Source organism: Bradyrhizobium sp. CCBAU 53340 (assembly GCF_015291645.1).
Classification (GTDB): Bacteria; Pseudomonadota; Alphaproteobacteria; order Rhizobiales; family Xanthobacteraceae; genus Bradyrhizobium.
The window spans coordinates 6,299,696-6,316,655 of the sequence record NZ_CP030055.1 but is presented as its reverse complement, the minus strand read 5'-3'; the positions used below and the strand labels follow the sequence as shown (position 1 = coordinate 6,316,655).

Below are 16,960 nucleotides of genomic sequence, written 5' to 3'. Positions count from 1 at the left end.
AACGCCATGCCCATCTATATCGGTGCGGCGATGATCGCGGTGGCGATCCTGCTCTCGACGCTGATCACGGGCCTCACCAGCCGCTATGTCGGCCTCGAGGCCCCGACCGACGAGAACGTGTGGCTGGTGGACCGCCTCACCGGCAGCGTCTATCGCTGCCAGGCGGAGGGGCGCGGCAAGGCCATTTGTGAGCCCGACATCGCCACCGGCAGCCTCAGCGACCGGCCCAAGGCGCCGAGCGACAGTCGCTGACGTCGTCTCGCTTCGCATTGCAGCAAGAAAAATGTCTTCTCCGCGAAACGTTCTCGCCAGAGAATGCGTAACTGCGGATGCCGGCATGACGCCGGTTTCGCTTTATTTAAGGAGACTTCTCGATGAAGACCTTGCTCACCGCCGCAGCCTTTGTCGCGTTCGCCTTTTCTCCCGCGTCGGCCGCGATGATGGCGTGCACCAGCGACAACATGATGAAGTCGACGGCCATGATGACCGGCCCGGCCGACACGCCCGCCAAGATGGCGGCGAACAAGGAAATGGCCATGGCCAATACGGACATGAGCAATGGCAAGATGAAGGGCGCCTGCATGCATTACATGAAGGCGCAGAAGGCGATGATGATGAAATAGGCCTCGGCCTCGCCGTCCAGCCGCGCTGTCAGCAGACGGCAGCGCGGCTTTTCCTCTACCCTGTCTTTCGTTCGTTCTTCTTCTGATCGGCGCGAATCCCGCTACATTGCTCCCGCAATGCCCCGCGCACCAAAACCCCTCCCGCTCCCGACGACACAAGCCCGGCAGATCTGGCTGCGGGCCCAGCGCCTCGATACGCGCGCACCGTTCGGGGAGGGGTCGCAGGCGGTCACGGATGCGGTCGCCCATCTCGGTTATGTGCAGATCGACACCATCAACGTGATCGAGCGCTGCCATCACCACATCCTGTTCAGCCGCATCCCGTCCTACCGCCGCGCCGATCTGCGTCATGCCCAGAGCGTCGACAAGAGCGTGTTCGAGTACTGGACCCACGCACTGTCCTATATTCCGTCGGATGATTTTCGCTTCTTCCTGCCGGCCATGCGCGAGCACAAGCGGGAGGGGCATAAATGGTATGCCTCGGTGACGCCGGCCGACATGCGCAAGGTGATGCGACTGTTGCGCGCCGGTGCGTTGACCATCCGCGACATCGAGGACGACGTGCTCACCGAGAAGGAGCATCTCTGGCAGAGCCGCAAGCCTTCGAAGCGCGCGCTTCAGCTTGCCTTCTACACGGGCGTCGTGACCATCGGCGCGCGCCAGGGTATGCTCAAGACCTACGATCTGATGGTCAGGCATTTCGGCTGGGACAGGCTGCCCAAGCCGGCCTCGCCCAGGGAGATCACGGCCTATCTGCTCGACCGCGCATTGCGCTCGCAGGGTGTCGTCAGCCTCGATTCGGTCTGCCATCTCGATGCGCCGAGCAAGAAGGCGGTCGCAGGCCTGATCGCTGCGCGCGTCCGGCGCGGCGAGCTCGTGCCTGTCGCGATCGACGGCGCCGGCAGGCAGGAGCATTGGGCCGCGCCTGCGGCGCTTGAGCCCGCCGAGGCGCCGCCGGATCTCGTCCACATCCTCTCGCCGTTCGATCCGCTGATCATCCAGCGCAAGCGCACCAATCTGCTCTTCGGCTACAACCATCTGTTCGAGGCCTATGTGCCGAAGGCCAAACGCAAGCTTGGCTATTTTGCGCTGCCGGTGCTTGTCGGCGACGAGATCGTCGCCGCGCTCGATCTCAAGACCGACCGGCAGGCGAAGAAGGTGCTGATGCAGAAGTGGACGTGGGTCGGGCAGGGGAAGAAGACGGCAGGGCGCAAGGAGCTGAAGCGCGTGATCGAGGACGAGCTGGATCGCTTCGAGCGGTTTCAGCTGGCGGAGTGAAGGCTACTCGCCGCGGCGTCGGTCTCGTAGGGTGGGCAAAGGCGCGTTAGCGCCGTGCCCACCATCTGCTTGTGGTGGGCACGCTTCGCTTTGCCCACCCTACGAGACCGTGCGTCGTCGAGAGCCGATCAATCCAAACGCCGAACGCAATCCCCACGGCATACGCTAGTACATTCCACAGCGAGAAGATCCGTCCCAACAACAACGCCCCGGCCGTCGTCAGCCGGAACGCATCGAGCCACGGCGTGTGCACCGGCCGTGAAAACTCGACCACGATCGCGATCAGCATTGCGATCGCCGCAAGCTGCGTTCGTGTCAGCCGCGGCAGCAACACCCCGACCAGCAGAAACACCATCGTCGCCCATAGCAGCGAGCCGCCGTACTTCACCACGACGGCGGGCAGGCCGAGCGGAAAGCCGTACCAGCGCAAGGAGAGGCCGCAGGCGATCACGACCAGCGCAAAGGCGAGGCGGATCAGCGATGCCTGGAGCGGTGCAACGGTGTTGGCCGGTTGCGTCCCGTGCATTGCTTGCTCCATTGACTCTTTGTCCGCGATGCTGAAAACCGCAATCAGCCCATAAAAGCAACAACCCGGGGGGAAGCGATGAGCCAGACCACGACTTATGCCGGTTCGGCCGGTACAACCAGGAGCCAAATCGAGACCTCGACCATCCGCGCCATCTCCCGGCGCCTGATTCCGTTCCTGGTGCTGGCCTACTTCTTCTCCTATCTCGATCGCGTAAATCTCGGCTTCGCCGCGCTCACCATGAACGCGGAATTGAAGTTCACCCCGCTGATCTTCTCCTGGGGCGCGGGCATCTTCTTCATCGGCTATTTCATCTTCGAGGTGCCGAGCAACCTCGCGCTGGAGAAGTTCGGCGCTAGCCGCTGGATTGCCCGCATCATGGTGACCTGGGGCATCATCTCGGCGCTGATGGCGCTGACCAGCGGTGTCACGAGCTTCTATGTGCTGCGTTTCCTGCTCGGCGTCGCCGAGGCCGGCTTCTTCCCCGGCATCATCCTTTATCTCACCTATTGGTACCCGGCCGAGTATCGCGCCCGGTTCCTCGCGGCTTTCGCCATCGCTGTGCCGGTCTCGACCGTGATCGGTGCGCCGGTCTCGGGCCTCTTGCTCGGGCTCGACGGCGCAATGGGCCTGAAAGGCTGGCAGTGGCTGTTCGTCATCGAGGGCATCCCCTCGGTGCTGCTCGGCATCGTCACCTGGTTCTATCTCACCGACAGACCGGAGAAGGCGGACTGGCTCTCGGCCGAGCAGAAGGCCTGGCTCAAGGCGAAGCTCGATGCGGAGATCGCGGCCAAGCAGGCGGTGAAGCACGTCTCGCTCGGGGAGGCGCTGTCCTCGCCGAAGGTGATCGCGCTCAGCCTGATCTATTTCGGCTTCGTCGGCGCGCTCTATGGCATGCAGTTCTGGCTGCCGCAGATCGTCAAAGCGTTCGGCCTCACCAACGCCCAGACCGGCTTCGTCACCGCGATTCCTTATCTGTTCGGCACCATCGCCATGATCCTGTGGGCGCGCCATTCGGACTCAACGCGCGAGCGCGTCATGCATGTCGGTGCGCCGCTGCTGCTCACCGCCATTGCGCTTGGCGTCTCCTCCTATCTCACCGACCCCACTCTGACGATGGTGGTGCTGACGGTCGCCGCGATCGGCGTGTTCTGCTGCTTCGGTGTGTTCTGGACCCTGCCGACCGCCTGGTTGTCCGGCACGGCAGCCGCCGGCGCCATCGCGCTGATCAACTCGATCGGCAATCTCGCCGGCTTCGGCGGCCCCTACCTGATCGGCTGGGTCAAGGAGGCCACCGGTCAGACCTCGACAGGCCTCTTGGTGCTCGCCGTGCTGCCGCTCCTCGCTGGCATTTTGGTCTTCGTCGGTCGCCACGAGACCAAGCACGAGTTCGCCGAACAGGGGCGGTAAGCCGAGCAAACGGTCTCGTAGAGTGGGCAAAGGCGCTCTTGCGCCGTGCCCACCATCTCTCACGACTGCGAAAAATGCGTGGGCACGCTACGCTTTGCCCACCCTACGATAGCACCTTCCTGACTACTGTCCTGCCATTCTTACCACCCCTTAGCGATCACGCATTCCTGATGACTGACGATTATTGACTTTTATCAGTGATTAGTCGACATTCCTCTCATGCAGACGCAGGAGTGTCCTCCGATGTTCGTTCGGTCCGTTTTGTCCAGCTATTCCAGGCTCTTGGCGGGTGTGTCGCTGGCCCTGATGGCCGCCGCGCTGGCCGGATGCAATGATACCGTGGCGCAAAAGGCCGAGCCGCCGCGCCCGGTCCTGGTCGCAACAGCCCATTATGATGCCGAGACCCCGGAGCGCAGCTTCGTCGGCAGCATCAGGCCCCGCATCGAGAGCGATCTCGGCTTCCGCGTCGCAGGCAAGGTCGACAAGCGCCTCGTTGAAGTCGGCCAGACCGTCGAGATCGGCCAGCCGCTCGCCACCCTCGATGAGGTCGATCTGAAGCTCCAGGCCGAGCAGGCCGTCGCCGAACAGACCGCCGCAACCGGCGTGCTGGCCCAGGCCGCCGCGGCCGAGCAGCGCGCCAAGGATCTGAAAGCCAAGGGCTGGACCACGGACGCCGCGATGGATTCGAGCCGCGCCGCCGCCGACGAAGCCCGCGCGCGCCTCGACCGCGCCGTCCGCTCGGTCGAGCTGACCAAGAATTCCCTTTCCTACGCGACGCTCGTTGCCGACGCCCGTGGCGTCGTCACCGCAACGCTGATCGAGCCCGGCCAGGTGGTCGCCGCGGGCCAGGCTTCGATCCGTGTCGCCCGCTTTGCCGAAAAGGAAGCGGTCGTCGCGATCCCTGAGACGCTGGTTGGACGCGCCAAGTCGGGCGTCGCCAGCGTCACTCTTTGGTCCGAGCCGGACAAGAAATACGTCGCGAAGCTGCGCGAGATCGCGCCGGCCGCCGATCCGGCCACGCGCACCTATCTGGCAAAATTCTCGCTGCCTGAGGCCGACGACAAGGTCGCGCTCGGCATGACCGCGACGCTGACACTGTCGGACGCCGCCACCGAGCGCGTCGCGCGGCTGCCGCTGTCGGCGCTGTTCAACGAAGGCGGCAAGCCGTCCTTCTATGTCGTCGACGACAACGGTGCGGTTGCGCTGAAGCCGGTCGCCGTGAAGGCCTACGACAGCAATGACGTCGTCATCACCGGTGGTGTTGACGAGGGCGCCAAGATCGTCGCCCTCGGTGTGCAAAAGCTCGATCCCGGCCAGAAGGTGCGGGTCGTGTCGTCACTGTCTTTCTAAAGGCATGACCCCGGAAAAGTGTGCAGCGGTTTTCCGTAAGGGTCATGCCTAACAATACGAGCTACGTCGTGTGAGGTGAGCTTCTGCCTTTGCCCCTACGCAAAGGCTGAAGCGGCGAAGCGATCCAGAACCTGCCCAGCCCCCTGGATTGCTTCGCTGCCTCGCGACGACGGTTTGAACAGAGCGGCTGTCGTTTGGGCAATTGGATCTTTTCTTTCGGAGAGTGCGATGAAGCGCTTCAACCTTTCGGCCTGGGCCGTCAGCCATCCGACGCTGGTCCTGTTCCTGATGCTCGTGCTCGGCGTCGCCGGCTTCTTCTCCTACGAGAAGCTCGGCCGCGCCGAAGATCCGTTCTTCACCGTGAAGGTCGTCAACGTCTCGGTGCTGTGGCCGGGCGCGACCGCGCAGGAGATGCAGGCCCAGGTCGCCGATCCCATCGAGAAGAAGATCCAGGAGCTGCCCTACTTCGAGAAGGTGCAGACCTATTCGAAGCCGGGCTTCACAGCGCTCCAGGTTACCTTCCGCGATTCCACGCCGCCGAAGGACGTGCCTTATCTCTTCTATCTGCTGCGCAAGAAGCTGGTGGACGTGCAGGGCCAGTTGCCCGCAGGGATTCTCGGGCCGGTCGTCAACGACGAGTTCTCCGACGTCGATTCGATCCTCTACATGATGACCGGCGACGGCGCCGATTACGCCCAGCTCAAGAAGGTCGCCGAAGGTTTCCGCCAGCGCCTGCTCAAGGTGCCTGGTGTCACCAAGGTCGACATGTACGGCAACCAGGACGAGCGCATCTTTGTCGAGTTTTCGCATGCGAAGCTCGCTACCCTCGGCATTACGCCGCAGGCGCTGTTTGATTCGCTCGCCAAGCAGAACAATGTGACCCCCGCCGGCACGGTCGAGACCTCGTCGCAGCGCGTGCCGCTGCGCGTGACCGGTGCGCTCGACGGCGTCAAGGCCGTGGCCGAGACCCCTGTCGAGAGCAACGGCCGCGTGTTCCGCCTCGGCGACATCGCCACCGTCACCCACGGCTATGTCGATCCGCCGAGCTTCGTCGTCCGCCAGGAAGGCAAGGCCGCGATCGGCATCGGCGTCGTCACCGCCAAGGGCGCCAACATCCTCGAGCTCGGCAAGGACGTCGAGAAGGCGACCGCGGAGTTCATGAAGGCGGTCCCGCAGGGCATCGATGTCTCGCTGATCGCCGACCAGCCCAAGGTGGTCGAGCACGCCGTCGGCGAGTTCGTGCACTCCTTCATGGAAGCGCTCGGGATCGTGCTGTTCGTCTCGTTCCTCGCGCTCGGCTGGCGCACCGGCATCGTCGTCGCGCTGTCGGTGCCGCTGGTGCTCGGCATCGTCTTCATCGTCATGAACTCGATGTCGCTCGATCTGCACCGCATCTCGCTCGGTGCGCTGATCATCGCGCTCGGCCTGCTCGTCGACGACGCCATCATCGCGGTCGAGATGATGGTGGTGAAGATGGAGCAGGGCTGGGACCGCATGCGTGCGGCCTCCTTTGCCTGGGAATCCACTGCGTTTCCGATGCTCACGGGAACGCTGGTCACGGCCGCTGGCTTCCTCCCCATCGGCTTTGCCAATTCGGCGGTCGGAGAATATGCCGGCAGCATCTTCTGGATCGTGGCGATCGCGCTGGTCGCCTCCTGGTTCGTGGCGGTGATCTTCACGCCCTATATCGGCGTCAAGCTGCTGCCTGAGATGAAGGTGCATCACAATCACGATCCGCACGCGGTCTACGAGACCCGCATGTACCGCGGCCTGCGCGCCATCGTGCAATGGTGCGTCAATCACCGCATCACCGTGGTGGCCGCGACCGTCGGCGTCTTCGTCGCCTCGATCGTCGGCTTCGGTCACGTCCAGCAGCAGTTCTTCCCGCTGTCGGAGCGGCCCGAATTGTTCCTCCAGCTGCGGCTGCCCGAGGGCACCGCCTTCAACGTCACCGAGAAGGCCGTGAAGAAGGCGGAGACGCTGCTCAAGGACGACACGGACATCCAGACTTATACGTCCTATGTCGGCCAGGGGTCGCCGCGCTTCTGGCTCGGTCTCAACCCGCAGCTCCCCAACGAGGCCTTCGCTGAGATCGTCATCGTCGCCAAGGGCGTCGAGGCACGCGAGCGCGTCAAGGCCAAGATCGAGAATGCGGCGGCCGAAGGCTTCCTGTCGGAAGCGCGCGTCCGCGTCGACCGCTTCAATTTCGGTCCGCCGGTCGGCTTCCCCGTGCAGTTCCGCGTGATCGGCCCCGATGCCAACAAGGTGCGCGAGATCGCCTACCAGGTTCGCGACGTCATGCGGCAGAACAAGAACGTCAAGGACGTCCAGCTCGACTGGAACGAGCAGTCGCCCTACCTGAAGCTCGTCGTCGACCAGGATCGTGCTCGTGCCATGGGTCTCACGCCGCAGGATGTCTCCCAGGCGCTGTCCATGCTGATCTCCGGTGCGCAGGTGACGACCGTGCGTGACGGCATCGAGAAGGTCGCGGTGGTCGCCCGCGCCATCCCGTCCGAACGCCTCGACCTTGGTGGCGTCGGTGATCTCACCATCACCTCGAAGAACGGCGTCGCCGTGCCGCTGCAGCAGATCGCCAAGATCGAATATTCGCACGAGGAGCCGATCATGTGGCGGCGCAACCGCGACATGGCGATCACCGTGCGCTCCGACGTCGTCGACGGTGTGCAAGCACCTGATGTCACCAACCAGATCACGCCGAAGCTGCAGCAGATCAAGGACTACCTCGAGCCGGCCTACCGCATCGAGCCGGGTGGCGCGTTCGAGGAATCGGCCAAGGGTAATGCCTCGATCTTCATCCTCTTCCCGGTGATGGTCATGGTGATGCTGACGCTGCTGATGATCCAGCTGCAGAGCTTCTCGCGCCTGACGCTGGTGTTCCTCACCGCGCCGCTCGGCATCGTCGGTGCCTCGCTCGGTCTGAATGTCGCCAACCAGCCGTTCGGCTTCGTGGCGCTGCTCGGCCTGATCGCGCTCGCCGGCATGATCATGCGCAACACGGTCATTCTGGTGGACCAGATCGAGACCGACGTCAGCCACGGCCTGACCCGGCGCGAGGCCATCGTGGAGGCGACCGTCCGTCGCGCCCGTCCGGTGGTGCTGACGGCGCTCGCCGCGATCCTCGCCATGATCCCGCTGTCGCGCTCGGCCTTCTGGGGCCCGATGGCGATCACCATCATGGGCGGACTGTTCGTCGCGACCTTCCTGACGCTTCTGTACCTGCCGGGTCTCTACGCCCTGTGGTTCAGGAAGAGCCTGGACGAGGCGGGCACGCCGGAACAGCCTGCCGCGCCGCAGCATGGGAGCGATGAGCAGCGCGCAATTCCGCTTGCTGAAGCGGCTGAATAAATGAGAAGACTACAGACGAACGAGTCCTGATCCATGACACTGGTTGCGGAACATATCGAAGGCGACACCCGGGATCGTATCCTCGAGGTGGCCGAGCGGCTGTTCCGCCAGATCGGCTATCAGAAGACCACGGTCGGGGACATCGCCAAGGAGCTCCGGATGAGCCCCGCCAACGTCTATCGCTTCTTCGAATCGAAGAAGGCGATTCACCAGGCGGTGGCGCGGGGCCTGATGGGCGAGGTCGAGCTCGAAGCGCAGCGGATCGTGGCGAGGCCCGGTCCGGTCAAGGAGCGCTTCCGCGAACTGCTCACCACCGTCCATCGTATGAACACCGAGCGCTATGTCGGTGACAACAAGCTGCACGAGATGGTCGAGATCGCGATGCAGGAGGACTGGGAGGTCTGTGTCAACCATATGGAGTGCATCGCCGGCGTGGTCGGCCAGATGATCGCGCAGGGCGTCGCCTCCGGCGAGTTCGAGGCGCCGGACCTGCAACTGGCTTCGCTGTGCGCCTGCACAGCGATGATGCGCTTCTTCCACCCCCAGATGATTGCCCAGTGCGCCACCAAGCCGGGCCCGACCATCGACCAGATGATCGATTTCGTCATCGCGGGTCTGTCGCCGCGCCACTGACGGGCGGGCGGGTTTCCTCCTATAAGCAGGCTAGTCGCCCCGGGGCTGACCGACCGGTGGCGGGCCAGGACGGATCAACACACTCCGTCATTGCGAGCGTAGCGAAGCAATCCAGACTGTCTCTGCGGGGGGCATTCTGGATCGCTTCGCTTCGCTCGCAATGACGAGCACGGGAAAGCCAGCGTGACCGAGAAAGACCTGCACTTCTACGAGCCCTCCAAGGGCCACGGCCTCAAGCACGATCCCTTCAACGCCATCATCGCGCCGCGGCCGATCGGCTGGATCTCCTCCCGCGACACCAAGGGCCACGTCAATCTGGCGCCCTACAGCTTCTTCAACGCGTTCGCCTACGTGCCGCCGATCATCGGCTTCTCCTCCACCCATTGGAAAGACTCGGTCGAGAACATCCAGCAGACCGGCGAGTTCGTCTGGAATCTCGCCACCATGGATCTGGCCAAGCAAATGAACGCGACCGCGGCGCATGTTGCGCCCGAAGTCGATGAGTTCAAGCTCGCAGGGCTGACGGCAGTCCCGGGCAAGCTCGTCAACGTGCCGCGCGTCGGCGAGAGCCCCGTCGCCTTCGAGTGCAAGGTCTCCGACATCATCCGCCTCAAGGGTGCCGACGGCAAGGAGGCGAATGCCTGGCTGACGCTCGGCGAGGTCGTCGCCGTCCACATCGACAAGGCCATGATCAAGGACGGCGTCTACCAGACCGCTGCGGCCCGTCCGATCACGCGCGCGGGGCGCCGCGGCGATTATTTCGAGATCAAGCCGGAAAACATGTTCGAGATGGTCCGGCCGGATTAGGCCGGCCGTATTCTCTCCACACCGTCATTCCGGGCTCGCGCCAAGAGGCGCGCCCCGGAATGACGTGGGGAGACATTGTACCCATGCCCCCTCCCGGAACTGCCACCACGCCCGGGCCGTTATGGTCCCCGGGGGGCGGCCGCCCGGCCGCGTCAATTCGCATCATTTTGCCGCGGAGATGTTCACTCACCCCGGCCACTTTCCGCTAAAATGCCTGTCACCGCGCCGTTGCATGAGGTCCGCCATGAGCTTCCGCCGCGACAAACTGACAAAACCGATCTTCGCCTGGGCGCGCGGCGTGCTGCCGTCGATGTCCGGCACCGAGCGCGAGGCGCTGGAGGCCGGCGACGTCTGGTGGGATGCCGATCTCTTCACCGGCAATCCCGACTGGTCGAAGCTCCTCAAGATCCCGCAGGCGAAATTGACCGACGAGGAACAGGCCTTCCTCAACGGTCCGGTCGACGAGCTCTGCGCCATGCTCGACGAGTGGAAGATCTTTTGGGAATGGCGTGATCTTCCCCAGGAGGCCTGGGCCTTCATCAAGCGCGAAAAATTCTTCGGCATGATCATCCCGAAGGACTATGGCGGCCTCGGCTTCTCGCCCTATGCGCATTCGGAAGTGGTCCGCAAGATCTCGACCCGATCGATCGCGGCGGCCGTCACCGTGATGGTGCCGAACTCGCTCGGCCCCGGCGAGCTCCTGATGCGCTTCGGCACGCAGGAGCAGCAGGAACGCTGGCTGCCGCGGCTAGCCAATGGCCGCGACATTCCCTGCTTCGGGCTCACAAGCCCGGAAGCCGGCTCCGACGCCGCCTCGATGGTCGACACCGGCATCATCTGCAAAGGCAATTTCGAGGGGCGCGAGGTCACAGGCCTCCGCCTCAACTGGCACAAGCGCTACATCACGCTCGGTCCCGTCGCGACGCTGCTGGGCCTCGCCTTCAAGGCCTATGATCCCGATCATCTGGTCGGCGATCAGGAAGAGCTCGGTATTACGGTCGCGCTGATCCCGACCAATCTGCCCGGCGTCGAGATCGGCCACCGTCATCTGCCGTCGATGCAGGTATTCCAGAACGGCCCGAACCGGGGCCGCGATGTCTTCATTCCGCTCGACTATGTGATCGGCGGCAAGGAGCGCCTCGGCCAAGGCTGGAAGATGCTGATGACGGCACTCGCCGCTGGACGCGGCATTTCGCTGCCGTCGCTCTCTGCCGCCGGCGCCGCCTATGCCGCGCGCACCACCGGCGCCTATGCCCGGATCCGTGAGCAATTCGGCATCTCCATCTCCAAATTCGAGGGTGTCGAGGAGCCGCTCGCGCGCATCGTCGCCACCGCCTATCAGCTCGATGCGGCGCGGCGGCTCACCTGCGCAGCGCTCAACGCCGGCGTCCATCCCGCCGTCATCTCCGGCATCATGAAGCTGCACGCGACCGAGCGGATGCGGGTTGCGATCGACGACGCCATGGACATCCATGGCGGCAAGGCGGTGATCGACGGACCGCAAAACTACATCGGCAATCTGCATCGCGCCGTGCCTGTCGGCATCACGGTCGAGGGCGCCAACATCCTCACCCGCAACCTCATCGTGTTCGGGCAGGGCGCGATCCGCGCCCATCCCTATCTGCTCGACGAGATGAATGCGCTGGCCGACACCGATCGCGCGCGCGGGCTTACCGCGTTCGACAAGGCGTTCTGGAAGCATGTGGGTCACAGCTTCCGAACTCTGTTCCGCGCCCTTGGCCGCAGTTGGACCTTTGGCGCCTTCGCACTTGCGCCGGATGCGGGCGATGCCACGCCGTTCTATCGCCAGCTCTCGCGTTACTCCGCGGCATTTGCGCTCTGCGCCGACATGGCGCTGCTGACGCTCGGCGGCGCGCTGAAGCGCAAGGAGATGCTGTCGGCGCGGTTCGGTGACATCCTCTCCGAGCTGTATCTGCTGTCGGCCGCGCTCAAGCGCTGGCAGGACGAGGGCCGGCAGAAGGAGGATTTTGCCGCGCTGGAATGGTGCATGGCCACCGGCTTCAAGACGATAGAGATCCGGCTTGCCGAAATCCTCGCCAATCTGCCCAATCGCTTTGTCGCTGCGATTCTCAAGCTCGTGGTTCAGCCGTTCGGCGCCCGCGTGCTCGGCCCGTCCGACCGCGTCGTGCACCAATGCGCGAGCCTGGTGCTGGAGCCGTCGGCCGCGCGCGAGCGCCTGACGCCGGATCTCGCTTATGTCGACGACGACAGCGGCTTCGCCCGGCTGGAGCGTGCATTCAAGCTGGTCGTGGGGGCCGACGCCATCGCTAGGCGCATGCGCGCCGCGCAGATCGGCGATTGGAAGGCCGCCGTCACCATGGGCGTGATCACGCAGGCCGAAGGCGAGCAACTGGCGGCAGCGCACGAAGCCGTCACAAAGGTGATCGCGGTCGACGATTTTGCGCCCGAGGCGCTGTCGCCGATTTACAAGAAAACCGGCGATGTGCATCAGTTCTTCCAGGAACTCGGTGAGCAGAGGGCGGCGAGCTGATGGCGCGACCGGTATTCATCATCGACGGCAGCCGGACGCCGTTTCTGAAGGCACGCTCGGGACCGGGACCGTTCACGCCTGTCGATCTCGCCGTGCAATGCGGCCGGCCGCTGCTGGCGCGCCAGCCGTTTTCACCTGATGATTTCAACCAGGTGATCCTCGGCTGCGTCAATGTCATCGCCGACGAGATGAACCCGGCCCGCGTTGCGGCGCTCCGGCTCGGCATGGGCGAGGACATGGTCGCCTTCACGGTGCAGATCAATTGCGGCTCCGGCATGCAGTCGATCGATACTGCCTACCGCTACATCCGCGAAGGCCATGCCGACATGATCCTCGCCGGCGGCACCGAGGCGCTCAGCCACGCGCCGCTGGTCTGGCCGAACTCCGGCGTGCGCTGGTTCGCCGGCCTTGCCACCGCCAAGGGCGTGGCTGCCAAGCTCGCCGCCGCCTTCAGGCTGCGCCCGCGCTATCTCAAGCCGATCATTGGCCTGGAGCGTGGGCTCACTGACCCCATCACCGAACTCAACATGGGGCAGACCGCCGAGGTCGTCGGCCATCTCTTCGGCATTACCCGCGCCCAGTCCGACGCCTACGCCGCCGAGAGCCATCGCCGGCTTGCGCTTGCGCAGGCGGAGGGCTTTCTGAAAGGCGAGGTCGAGACCGCGTTCTCCCGCGACGGAAAATTCTTCGACCATGACGACGGCGTGCGCCCGGACTCGACAGCCGAGACACTGGCAAAGTTGAGGCCGGTGTTCGAGCGTCCGTGGGGGCAGGTCACCGCGGGCAATTCCTCGCAAATCACAGACGGCGCGTCCTGGGTGATCCTCGCCTCCGACGCGGCTGTCGCAAAGCACGGACTGACGCCCAAGGCCGCGATCGTCGACAGCAACTGGGCTGCGCTCGATCCCAGCATCATGGGCCTCGGTCCTGTGATGTCGGCGACACCGCTGCTGACGCGCAATGGCCTCACCGTCAAGGACGTCGAGACCTGGGAGCTGAACGAGGCGTTCGCGACGCAGGTGCTCGGTTGCCTTGCTGCCTGGAACGACGACAAATTTTGCCGCGAGATCCTGGGGCTCGACGGTGCGGCAGGTGAGATCGACCGCGAAAAACTCAATGTCGACGGTGGCGCCATCTCGCTCGGCCATCCCGTCGGCACATCAGGCAACCGCATCGTGCTGCATCTCGTCAACGCGATGAAGCGGCTCGGCACGCGGCGCGGGATTGCCACCGAATGCATCGGCGGCGGGCTCGGCGGCGCCATGCTGATCGAGGCGGTGTGACCATGGATTCCAAGATCATGACCGCGCTCGGCGACCGCGTGCTCTCGCTTGGACCCCAGCCGGCGGCTGACGGTCCGTACAAGCATTTCAAGCTGACGCGCGATGCCGACGGCGTCGCCTGGCTGCTGTTCGACCGCGCCGATTCCAGCGCCAACACGCTCTCCGCCGACGTGATGGAGGAGTTCGACGCAGCGCTCGCCGCGATCGAGACCGAGCGTCCCGCTGGCCTCGTGATTCGCTCGGCAAAGCCGTCCGGCTTCATTGCCGGCGCCGACGTCAACGAGTTTCGCGGCGCGTCCGATCCCGAAATGGTCGAAACCCGCATCCGTGCCGCGCATGCGGTGGTCGACCATCTGGAAGCGCTCAAGCTGCCGACGGTCGCGGTCATACACGGTTTCTGCCTCGGTGGCGGCCTCGAGGTCGCACTCGCCTGCCAGTCGCGTATCGCCATCGATGGCGCGCGCTTCGGCTTTCCGGAGGTGATGCTGGGCCTGCATCCCGGTCTCGGCGGCACGGCGCGCTTCACCGCGCTGGTCAATCCAACCCAGTCGATGGCGCTGATGCTGACAGGGCGCACCATCGATGCGCGCCGCGCCAAAGCCCTCGGCCTCGTCGACAGCGTGACGCAGGAGCGTCACGTCCGGGGCGCGGTGAAGGATGTGCTGTTCGGCCGCCTGAAGCGGGCCAAGCCCGGCCTGCTCACCCGCGCGGCCAATCTCGGCCCGGTGCGCGGGCTGCTTGCCAAGCGCATGCGCACCGAGGCCGCGAAGGCCGCGCCTCGCGAGCATTATCCGGCGCCTTACGCGCTGATCGATCTCTGGGAGACGCATGGCGGCAGCAAGGCCGCGATGTTAAAGGCGGAGCAGACTTCGTTCGCGAAATTGATGGTGACGCCGACCGCGCAGAATCTGATCCGCGTGTTCTTCCTGCGCGAGCAGATGAAGAAGGCGGCGGGCCCCGGCAACACGATCAAGCACGTCTACGTCATCGGCGCCGGCGCCATGGGCGGCGACATCGCGGCTTGGGTAGCGGGGCAGGGGCTGCGCGTCTCGCTCGCCGACATGAAGGCGGAGCCGATTGCAGGCGCGGTGAAGCGCGCCGCCGAGCTCTACGGCAAGATCATCCGCAAACCCACCGAAGTACGCGATGCGCTCGATCGACTGATCCCTGATATGGACGGAGAGGGCGTTCGCAACGCCGATCTGATCATCGAGGCGGTGCCAGAAAAGCTGGAGCTCAAGCAGAAGGTCTATGCCGGCCTCGAGCCGAAGATGAAACCGGGCGCGATCCTCGCGACCAACACGTCGAGCATCCCGCTTCAGGATCTGCGCACCACCCTGACGCGGCCGGAGCGCCTCGTCGGTCTGCATTTCTTCAATCCGGTGTCGCGGCTTCAGCTCGTCGAAGTCGTCAGCCACGACGGCAACGATGCGCAAGTTCTGAAGCAGGCGCTCGCCTTCGTCGGCGCGATCGACCGCCTGCCGCTCGCCGTGAAGAGCTCACCCGGCTTTCTCGTCAATCGCGCGCTGACGCCCTACATGCTGGAAGCGATGGTGATGCTGGACGAGAAGACCGACCAGCGCCTGATCGATGCCGCGGCCGAACAGTTCGGCATGCCGATGGGGCCGATCGAGCTGGCCGACCAGGTCGGGCTCGACATCTGCCTCGACGTCGGCGACATGCTGCGTACCAGGTTCGGCGATCTCCTGCCGCCGACGCCGGCCTGGCTGCGCGACAAGGTCGCCAAGGGCGAGCTCGGCCGCAAGACCGGCAAAGGGTTTTACACCTGGAAGGACGGCAAGGCGGAGAAGGCGCCACTGCCCGAGACCGGCCCGCGCGTCACCGACCAGATGATCGACCGCCTGGTGCTGCCGATGTCCAATGTCTGCGTCGCGGCTCTGCGGGAAGGCATCGTCGACGACCCCGATGCCGTCGATGGCGCCATGATCTTCGGCACCGGCTACGCGCCGTTCCGCGGCGGTCCGCTGAACTATGCGCGCACGCGCGGCGTGGAAAATATTGTATCCACCTTGCGCGGGCTTGCCGAGCGATTCGGCGGGCGTTTCGCGCCCGATCCGGGCTGGGACAATTTCAAGTGAGCGACACATGACCGAAAAGCCCGACGCCGAGCCGAGCGGCGACCTCTGCATCCGCACGCTGGCGATGCCCGCCGACACCAATGCCAATGGCGACATTTTCGGCGGCTGGCTGCTCAGCCAGATGGACGTCGGCGGCGGTGTGTTCGCCTCGAAGGTCGCGAAGTCGCGCACGGTCACCGTTGCGATCGACGCGATGAATTTTCGAAAAGCGGTTTATGTCGGCGATCTGGTCTCGGTTTATGCCCATCTCGTCCGCGTCGGCCGTACCTCGATGACGGTCCATCTCGAAGCCTGGGCGCTGCGGCGGCGTGAGCTCCGGCCGCTTCTCGTGACCGACGGTAATTTCACCTACGTCTCGATCGACGACAACGGCCATCCGCAAGCGATCCAGCGAAATGATCCGCCGATCGCGACGTAATCGCGCGCGGCGCTCTGTCTCATCTCACGAAGACTTGCAGCACAGCGAAGCGCGACGCCGCTCCCTCAACACGTCGCGTCTTTGCCAAGAACGGGTCATAAAACGGATGAGGTCCGAGCGTACTCAGTTGCGCGTCGATTCGGGGTGGAAACCGGCTGATTTGCCTAGGAACCTTTGGGCAGACTTGCCGTTATTTGCCCGCACTGAGGAATCCACGGGCCATGCCGGACAGCTACATCATCGAAGTCAATTCAGAGACCGCGGGCATCGTCGTTCGCGGCGACGGAGGCTACCGCTTCTTCGCCTCGTCCCACCAATTCAATCGCCTCGAAGGACAGCTCTTCCGCAATGCCCGCGAAGCCGAGCGCGCTGCGCGCAAGCTGGTGAATGGCGATGTGAGAGAGGCGGCATAGCGGCCTTCATTCCAAGCGCGCGGAGCGCGGTCGGAATTTTTTGCAGCCCTTGATGCCGCTGCCTTTTCCTTCTCCCCTTGTGGGAGAAGGTGGCGCGAAGCGCCGGATGAGGGGTAGCTCTCCAACTCGCAAGATCGTTCGCGAGGAGAGATACCCCTCGCCCGTCTCGCCGCTATGCCATAGCCGATGCAGAGCATCGGCGTTCTTAAGAACGGCGGCCAAAGGCCGCCTATGCCACCCTC

14 protein-coding genes are annotated in these 16,960 nt (G+C 64.5%); 13 read left to right on the top strand and 1 reads right to left on the bottom strand.

The features are described 5' to 3' along the window. Window positions 1-6: 6 nt before the first annotated feature. From XH89_RS29865 to XH89_RS29855, 3 genes are all read left to right on the top strand, one after another. The gene (locus XH89_RS29865) at window positions 7-252 is read left to right on the top strand and encodes a hypothetical protein (RefSeq protein WP_194463929.1); all 246 of its coding nucleotides are present in this window, start codon (window positions 7-9) and stop codon (window positions 250-252) included. 122 nt (window positions 253-374) lie between these two features. Next, window positions 375-623 carry a hypothetical protein gene (locus XH89_RS29860; protein WP_194463928.1) on the top strand — a complete coding sequence of 83 codons (249 nt, stop codon included), beginning with the start codon at window positions 375-377 and terminating at the stop codon, window positions 621-623. Window positions 624-740: 117 nt separating this feature from the next. Beyond that, on the top strand, window positions 741-1,901 hold the full coding sequence (locus XH89_RS29855; RefSeq protein WP_194463927.1) for a winged helix-turn-helix domain-containing protein: 1,161 nt from the start codon (window positions 741-743) through the stop codon (window positions 1,899-1,901). A 46-nt stretch (window positions 1,902-1,947) separates the two neighbouring features. On the opposite strand, the gene XH89_RS29850 is transcribed toward XH89_RS29855, so the two are convergent. After that, a complete protein-coding gene (locus XH89_RS29850; protein ID WP_194463926.1) occupies window positions 1,948-2,427 on the bottom strand; it encodes a DUF2809 domain-containing protein in 480 nt (159 codons plus the stop codon). Window positions 2,428-2,505: 78 nt separating this feature from the next. Here XH89_RS29850 and XH89_RS29845 point away from each other — a divergent pair, with 78 nt between their 5' ends. From XH89_RS29845 to XH89_RS29800, 10 genes are all read left to right on the top strand, one after another. Continuing rightward, entirely contained in the window at window positions 2,506-3,837 is a 1,332-nt protein-coding gene (locus tag XH89_RS29845; protein ID WP_194463925.1) for an MFS transporter, read from the top strand. A gap of 243 nt (window positions 3,838-4,080) precedes the next feature. Beyond that, window positions 4,081-5,187, top strand: coding sequence for an efflux RND transporter periplasmic adaptor subunit (locus XH89_RS29840; protein WP_194463924.1), 1,107 nt, complete (start codon window positions 4,081-4,083; stop codon window positions 5,185-5,187). Between the two features lie 228 nt (window positions 5,188-5,415). Further along, on the top strand, window positions 5,416-8,553 hold the full coding sequence (locus XH89_RS29835; RefSeq protein ID WP_194463923.1) for an efflux RND transporter permease subunit: 3,138 nt from the start codon (window positions 5,416-5,418) through the stop codon (window positions 8,551-8,553). A 33-nt stretch (window positions 8,554-8,586) separates the two neighbouring features. Then, window positions 8,587-9,186 (top strand): TetR/AcrR family transcriptional regulator, encoded by a 600-nt coding sequence (locus XH89_RS29830; RefSeq protein WP_194463922.1) that lies wholly within the window; start codon window positions 8,587-8,589, stop codon window positions 9,184-9,186. A 183-nt stretch (window positions 9,187-9,369) separates the two neighbouring features. Continuing rightward, window positions 9,370-9,993 carry a flavin reductase family protein gene (locus XH89_RS29825; RefSeq protein WP_194463921.1) on the top strand — a complete coding sequence of 208 codons (624 nt, stop codon included), beginning with the start codon at window positions 9,370-9,372 and terminating at the stop codon, window positions 9,991-9,993. A gap of 244 nt (window positions 9,994-10,237) precedes the next feature. Further along, window positions 10,238-12,505, top strand: a complete 2,268-nt coding sequence (locus tag XH89_RS29820; protein ID WP_194463920.1) for an acyl-CoA dehydrogenase — start codon at window positions 10,238-10,240, stop codon at window positions 12,503-12,505. Then, window positions 12,505-13,788 (top strand): acetyl-CoA C-acetyltransferase, encoded by a 1,284-nt coding sequence (locus XH89_RS29815; RefSeq protein ID WP_194463919.1) that lies wholly within the window; start codon window positions 12,505-12,507, stop codon window positions 13,786-13,788. Before XH89_RS29820 ends, XH89_RS29815 begins: the two co-directional genes overlap by 1 nt. Before the next feature lie 2 nt (window positions 13,789-13,790). Next, window positions 13,791-15,887, top strand: a complete 2,097-nt coding sequence (locus tag XH89_RS29810; protein ID WP_194463918.1) for a 3-hydroxyacyl-CoA dehydrogenase NAD-binding domain-containing protein — start codon at window positions 13,791-13,793, stop codon at window positions 15,885-15,887. Between the two features lie 7 nt (window positions 15,888-15,894). Next, complete coding sequence (locus XH89_RS29805) at window positions 15,895-16,305, top strand: acyl-CoA thioesterase (RefSeq protein WP_194463917.1); 411 nt, start codon at window positions 15,895-15,897, stop codon at window positions 16,303-16,305. Between the two features lie 221 nt (window positions 16,306-16,526). Beyond that, entirely contained in the window at window positions 16,527-16,718 is a 192-nt protein-coding gene (locus XH89_RS29800; protein ID WP_194463916.1) for a hypothetical protein, read from the top strand. Window positions 16,719-16,960 lie beyond the last annotated feature (242 nt).

Coding starts and splice junctions, on each gene's coding strand:
- XH89_RS29820 (WP_194463920.1), top strand. CDS start 10,238: ATGAGCTTCCGCCGCGACAAACTGACAAAACCGATCTTCGCCTGGGCG.
- XH89_RS29840 (WP_194463924.1), top strand. CDS start 4,081: ATGTTCGTTCGGTCCGTTTTGTCCAGCTATTCCAGGCTCTTGGCGGGT.
- XH89_RS29855 (WP_194463927.1), top strand. CDS start 741: ATGCCCCGCGCACCAAAACCCCTCCCGCTCCCGACGACACAAGCCCGG.
- XH89_RS29850 (WP_194463926.1), bottom strand. CDS start 2,427: ATGCACGGGACGCAACCGGCCAACACCGTTGCACCGCTCCAGGCATCG.
- XH89_RS29800 (WP_194463916.1), top strand. CDS start 16,527: ATGCCGGACAGCTACATCATCGAAGTCAATTCAGAGACCGCGGGCATC.
- XH89_RS29860 (WP_194463928.1), top strand. CDS start 375: ATGAAGACCTTGCTCACCGCCGCAGCCTTTGTCGCGTTCGCCTTTTCT.
- XH89_RS29835 (WP_194463923.1), top strand. CDS start 5,416: ATGAAGCGCTTCAACCTTTCGGCCTGGGCCGTCAGCCATCCGACGCTG.
- XH89_RS29815 (WP_194463919.1), top strand. CDS start 12,505: ATGGCGCGACCGGTATTCATCATCGACGGCAGCCGGACGCCGTTTCTG.
- XH89_RS29845 (WP_194463925.1), top strand. CDS start 2,506: ATGAGCCAGACCACGACTTATGCCGGTTCGGCCGGTACAACCAGGAGC.
- XH89_RS29830 (WP_194463922.1), top strand. CDS start 8,587: ATGACACTGGTTGCGGAACATATCGAAGGCGACACCCGGGATCGTATC.
- XH89_RS29810 (WP_194463918.1), top strand. CDS start 13,791: ATGGATTCCAAGATCATGACCGCGCTCGGCGACCGCGTGCTCTCGCTT.
- XH89_RS29805 (WP_194463917.1), top strand. CDS start 15,895: ATGACCGAAAAGCCCGACGCCGAGCCGAGCGGCGACCTCTGCATCCGC.
- XH89_RS29865 (WP_194463929.1), top strand. CDS start 7: ATGCCCATCTATATCGGTGCGGCGATGATCGCGGTGGCGATCCTGCTC.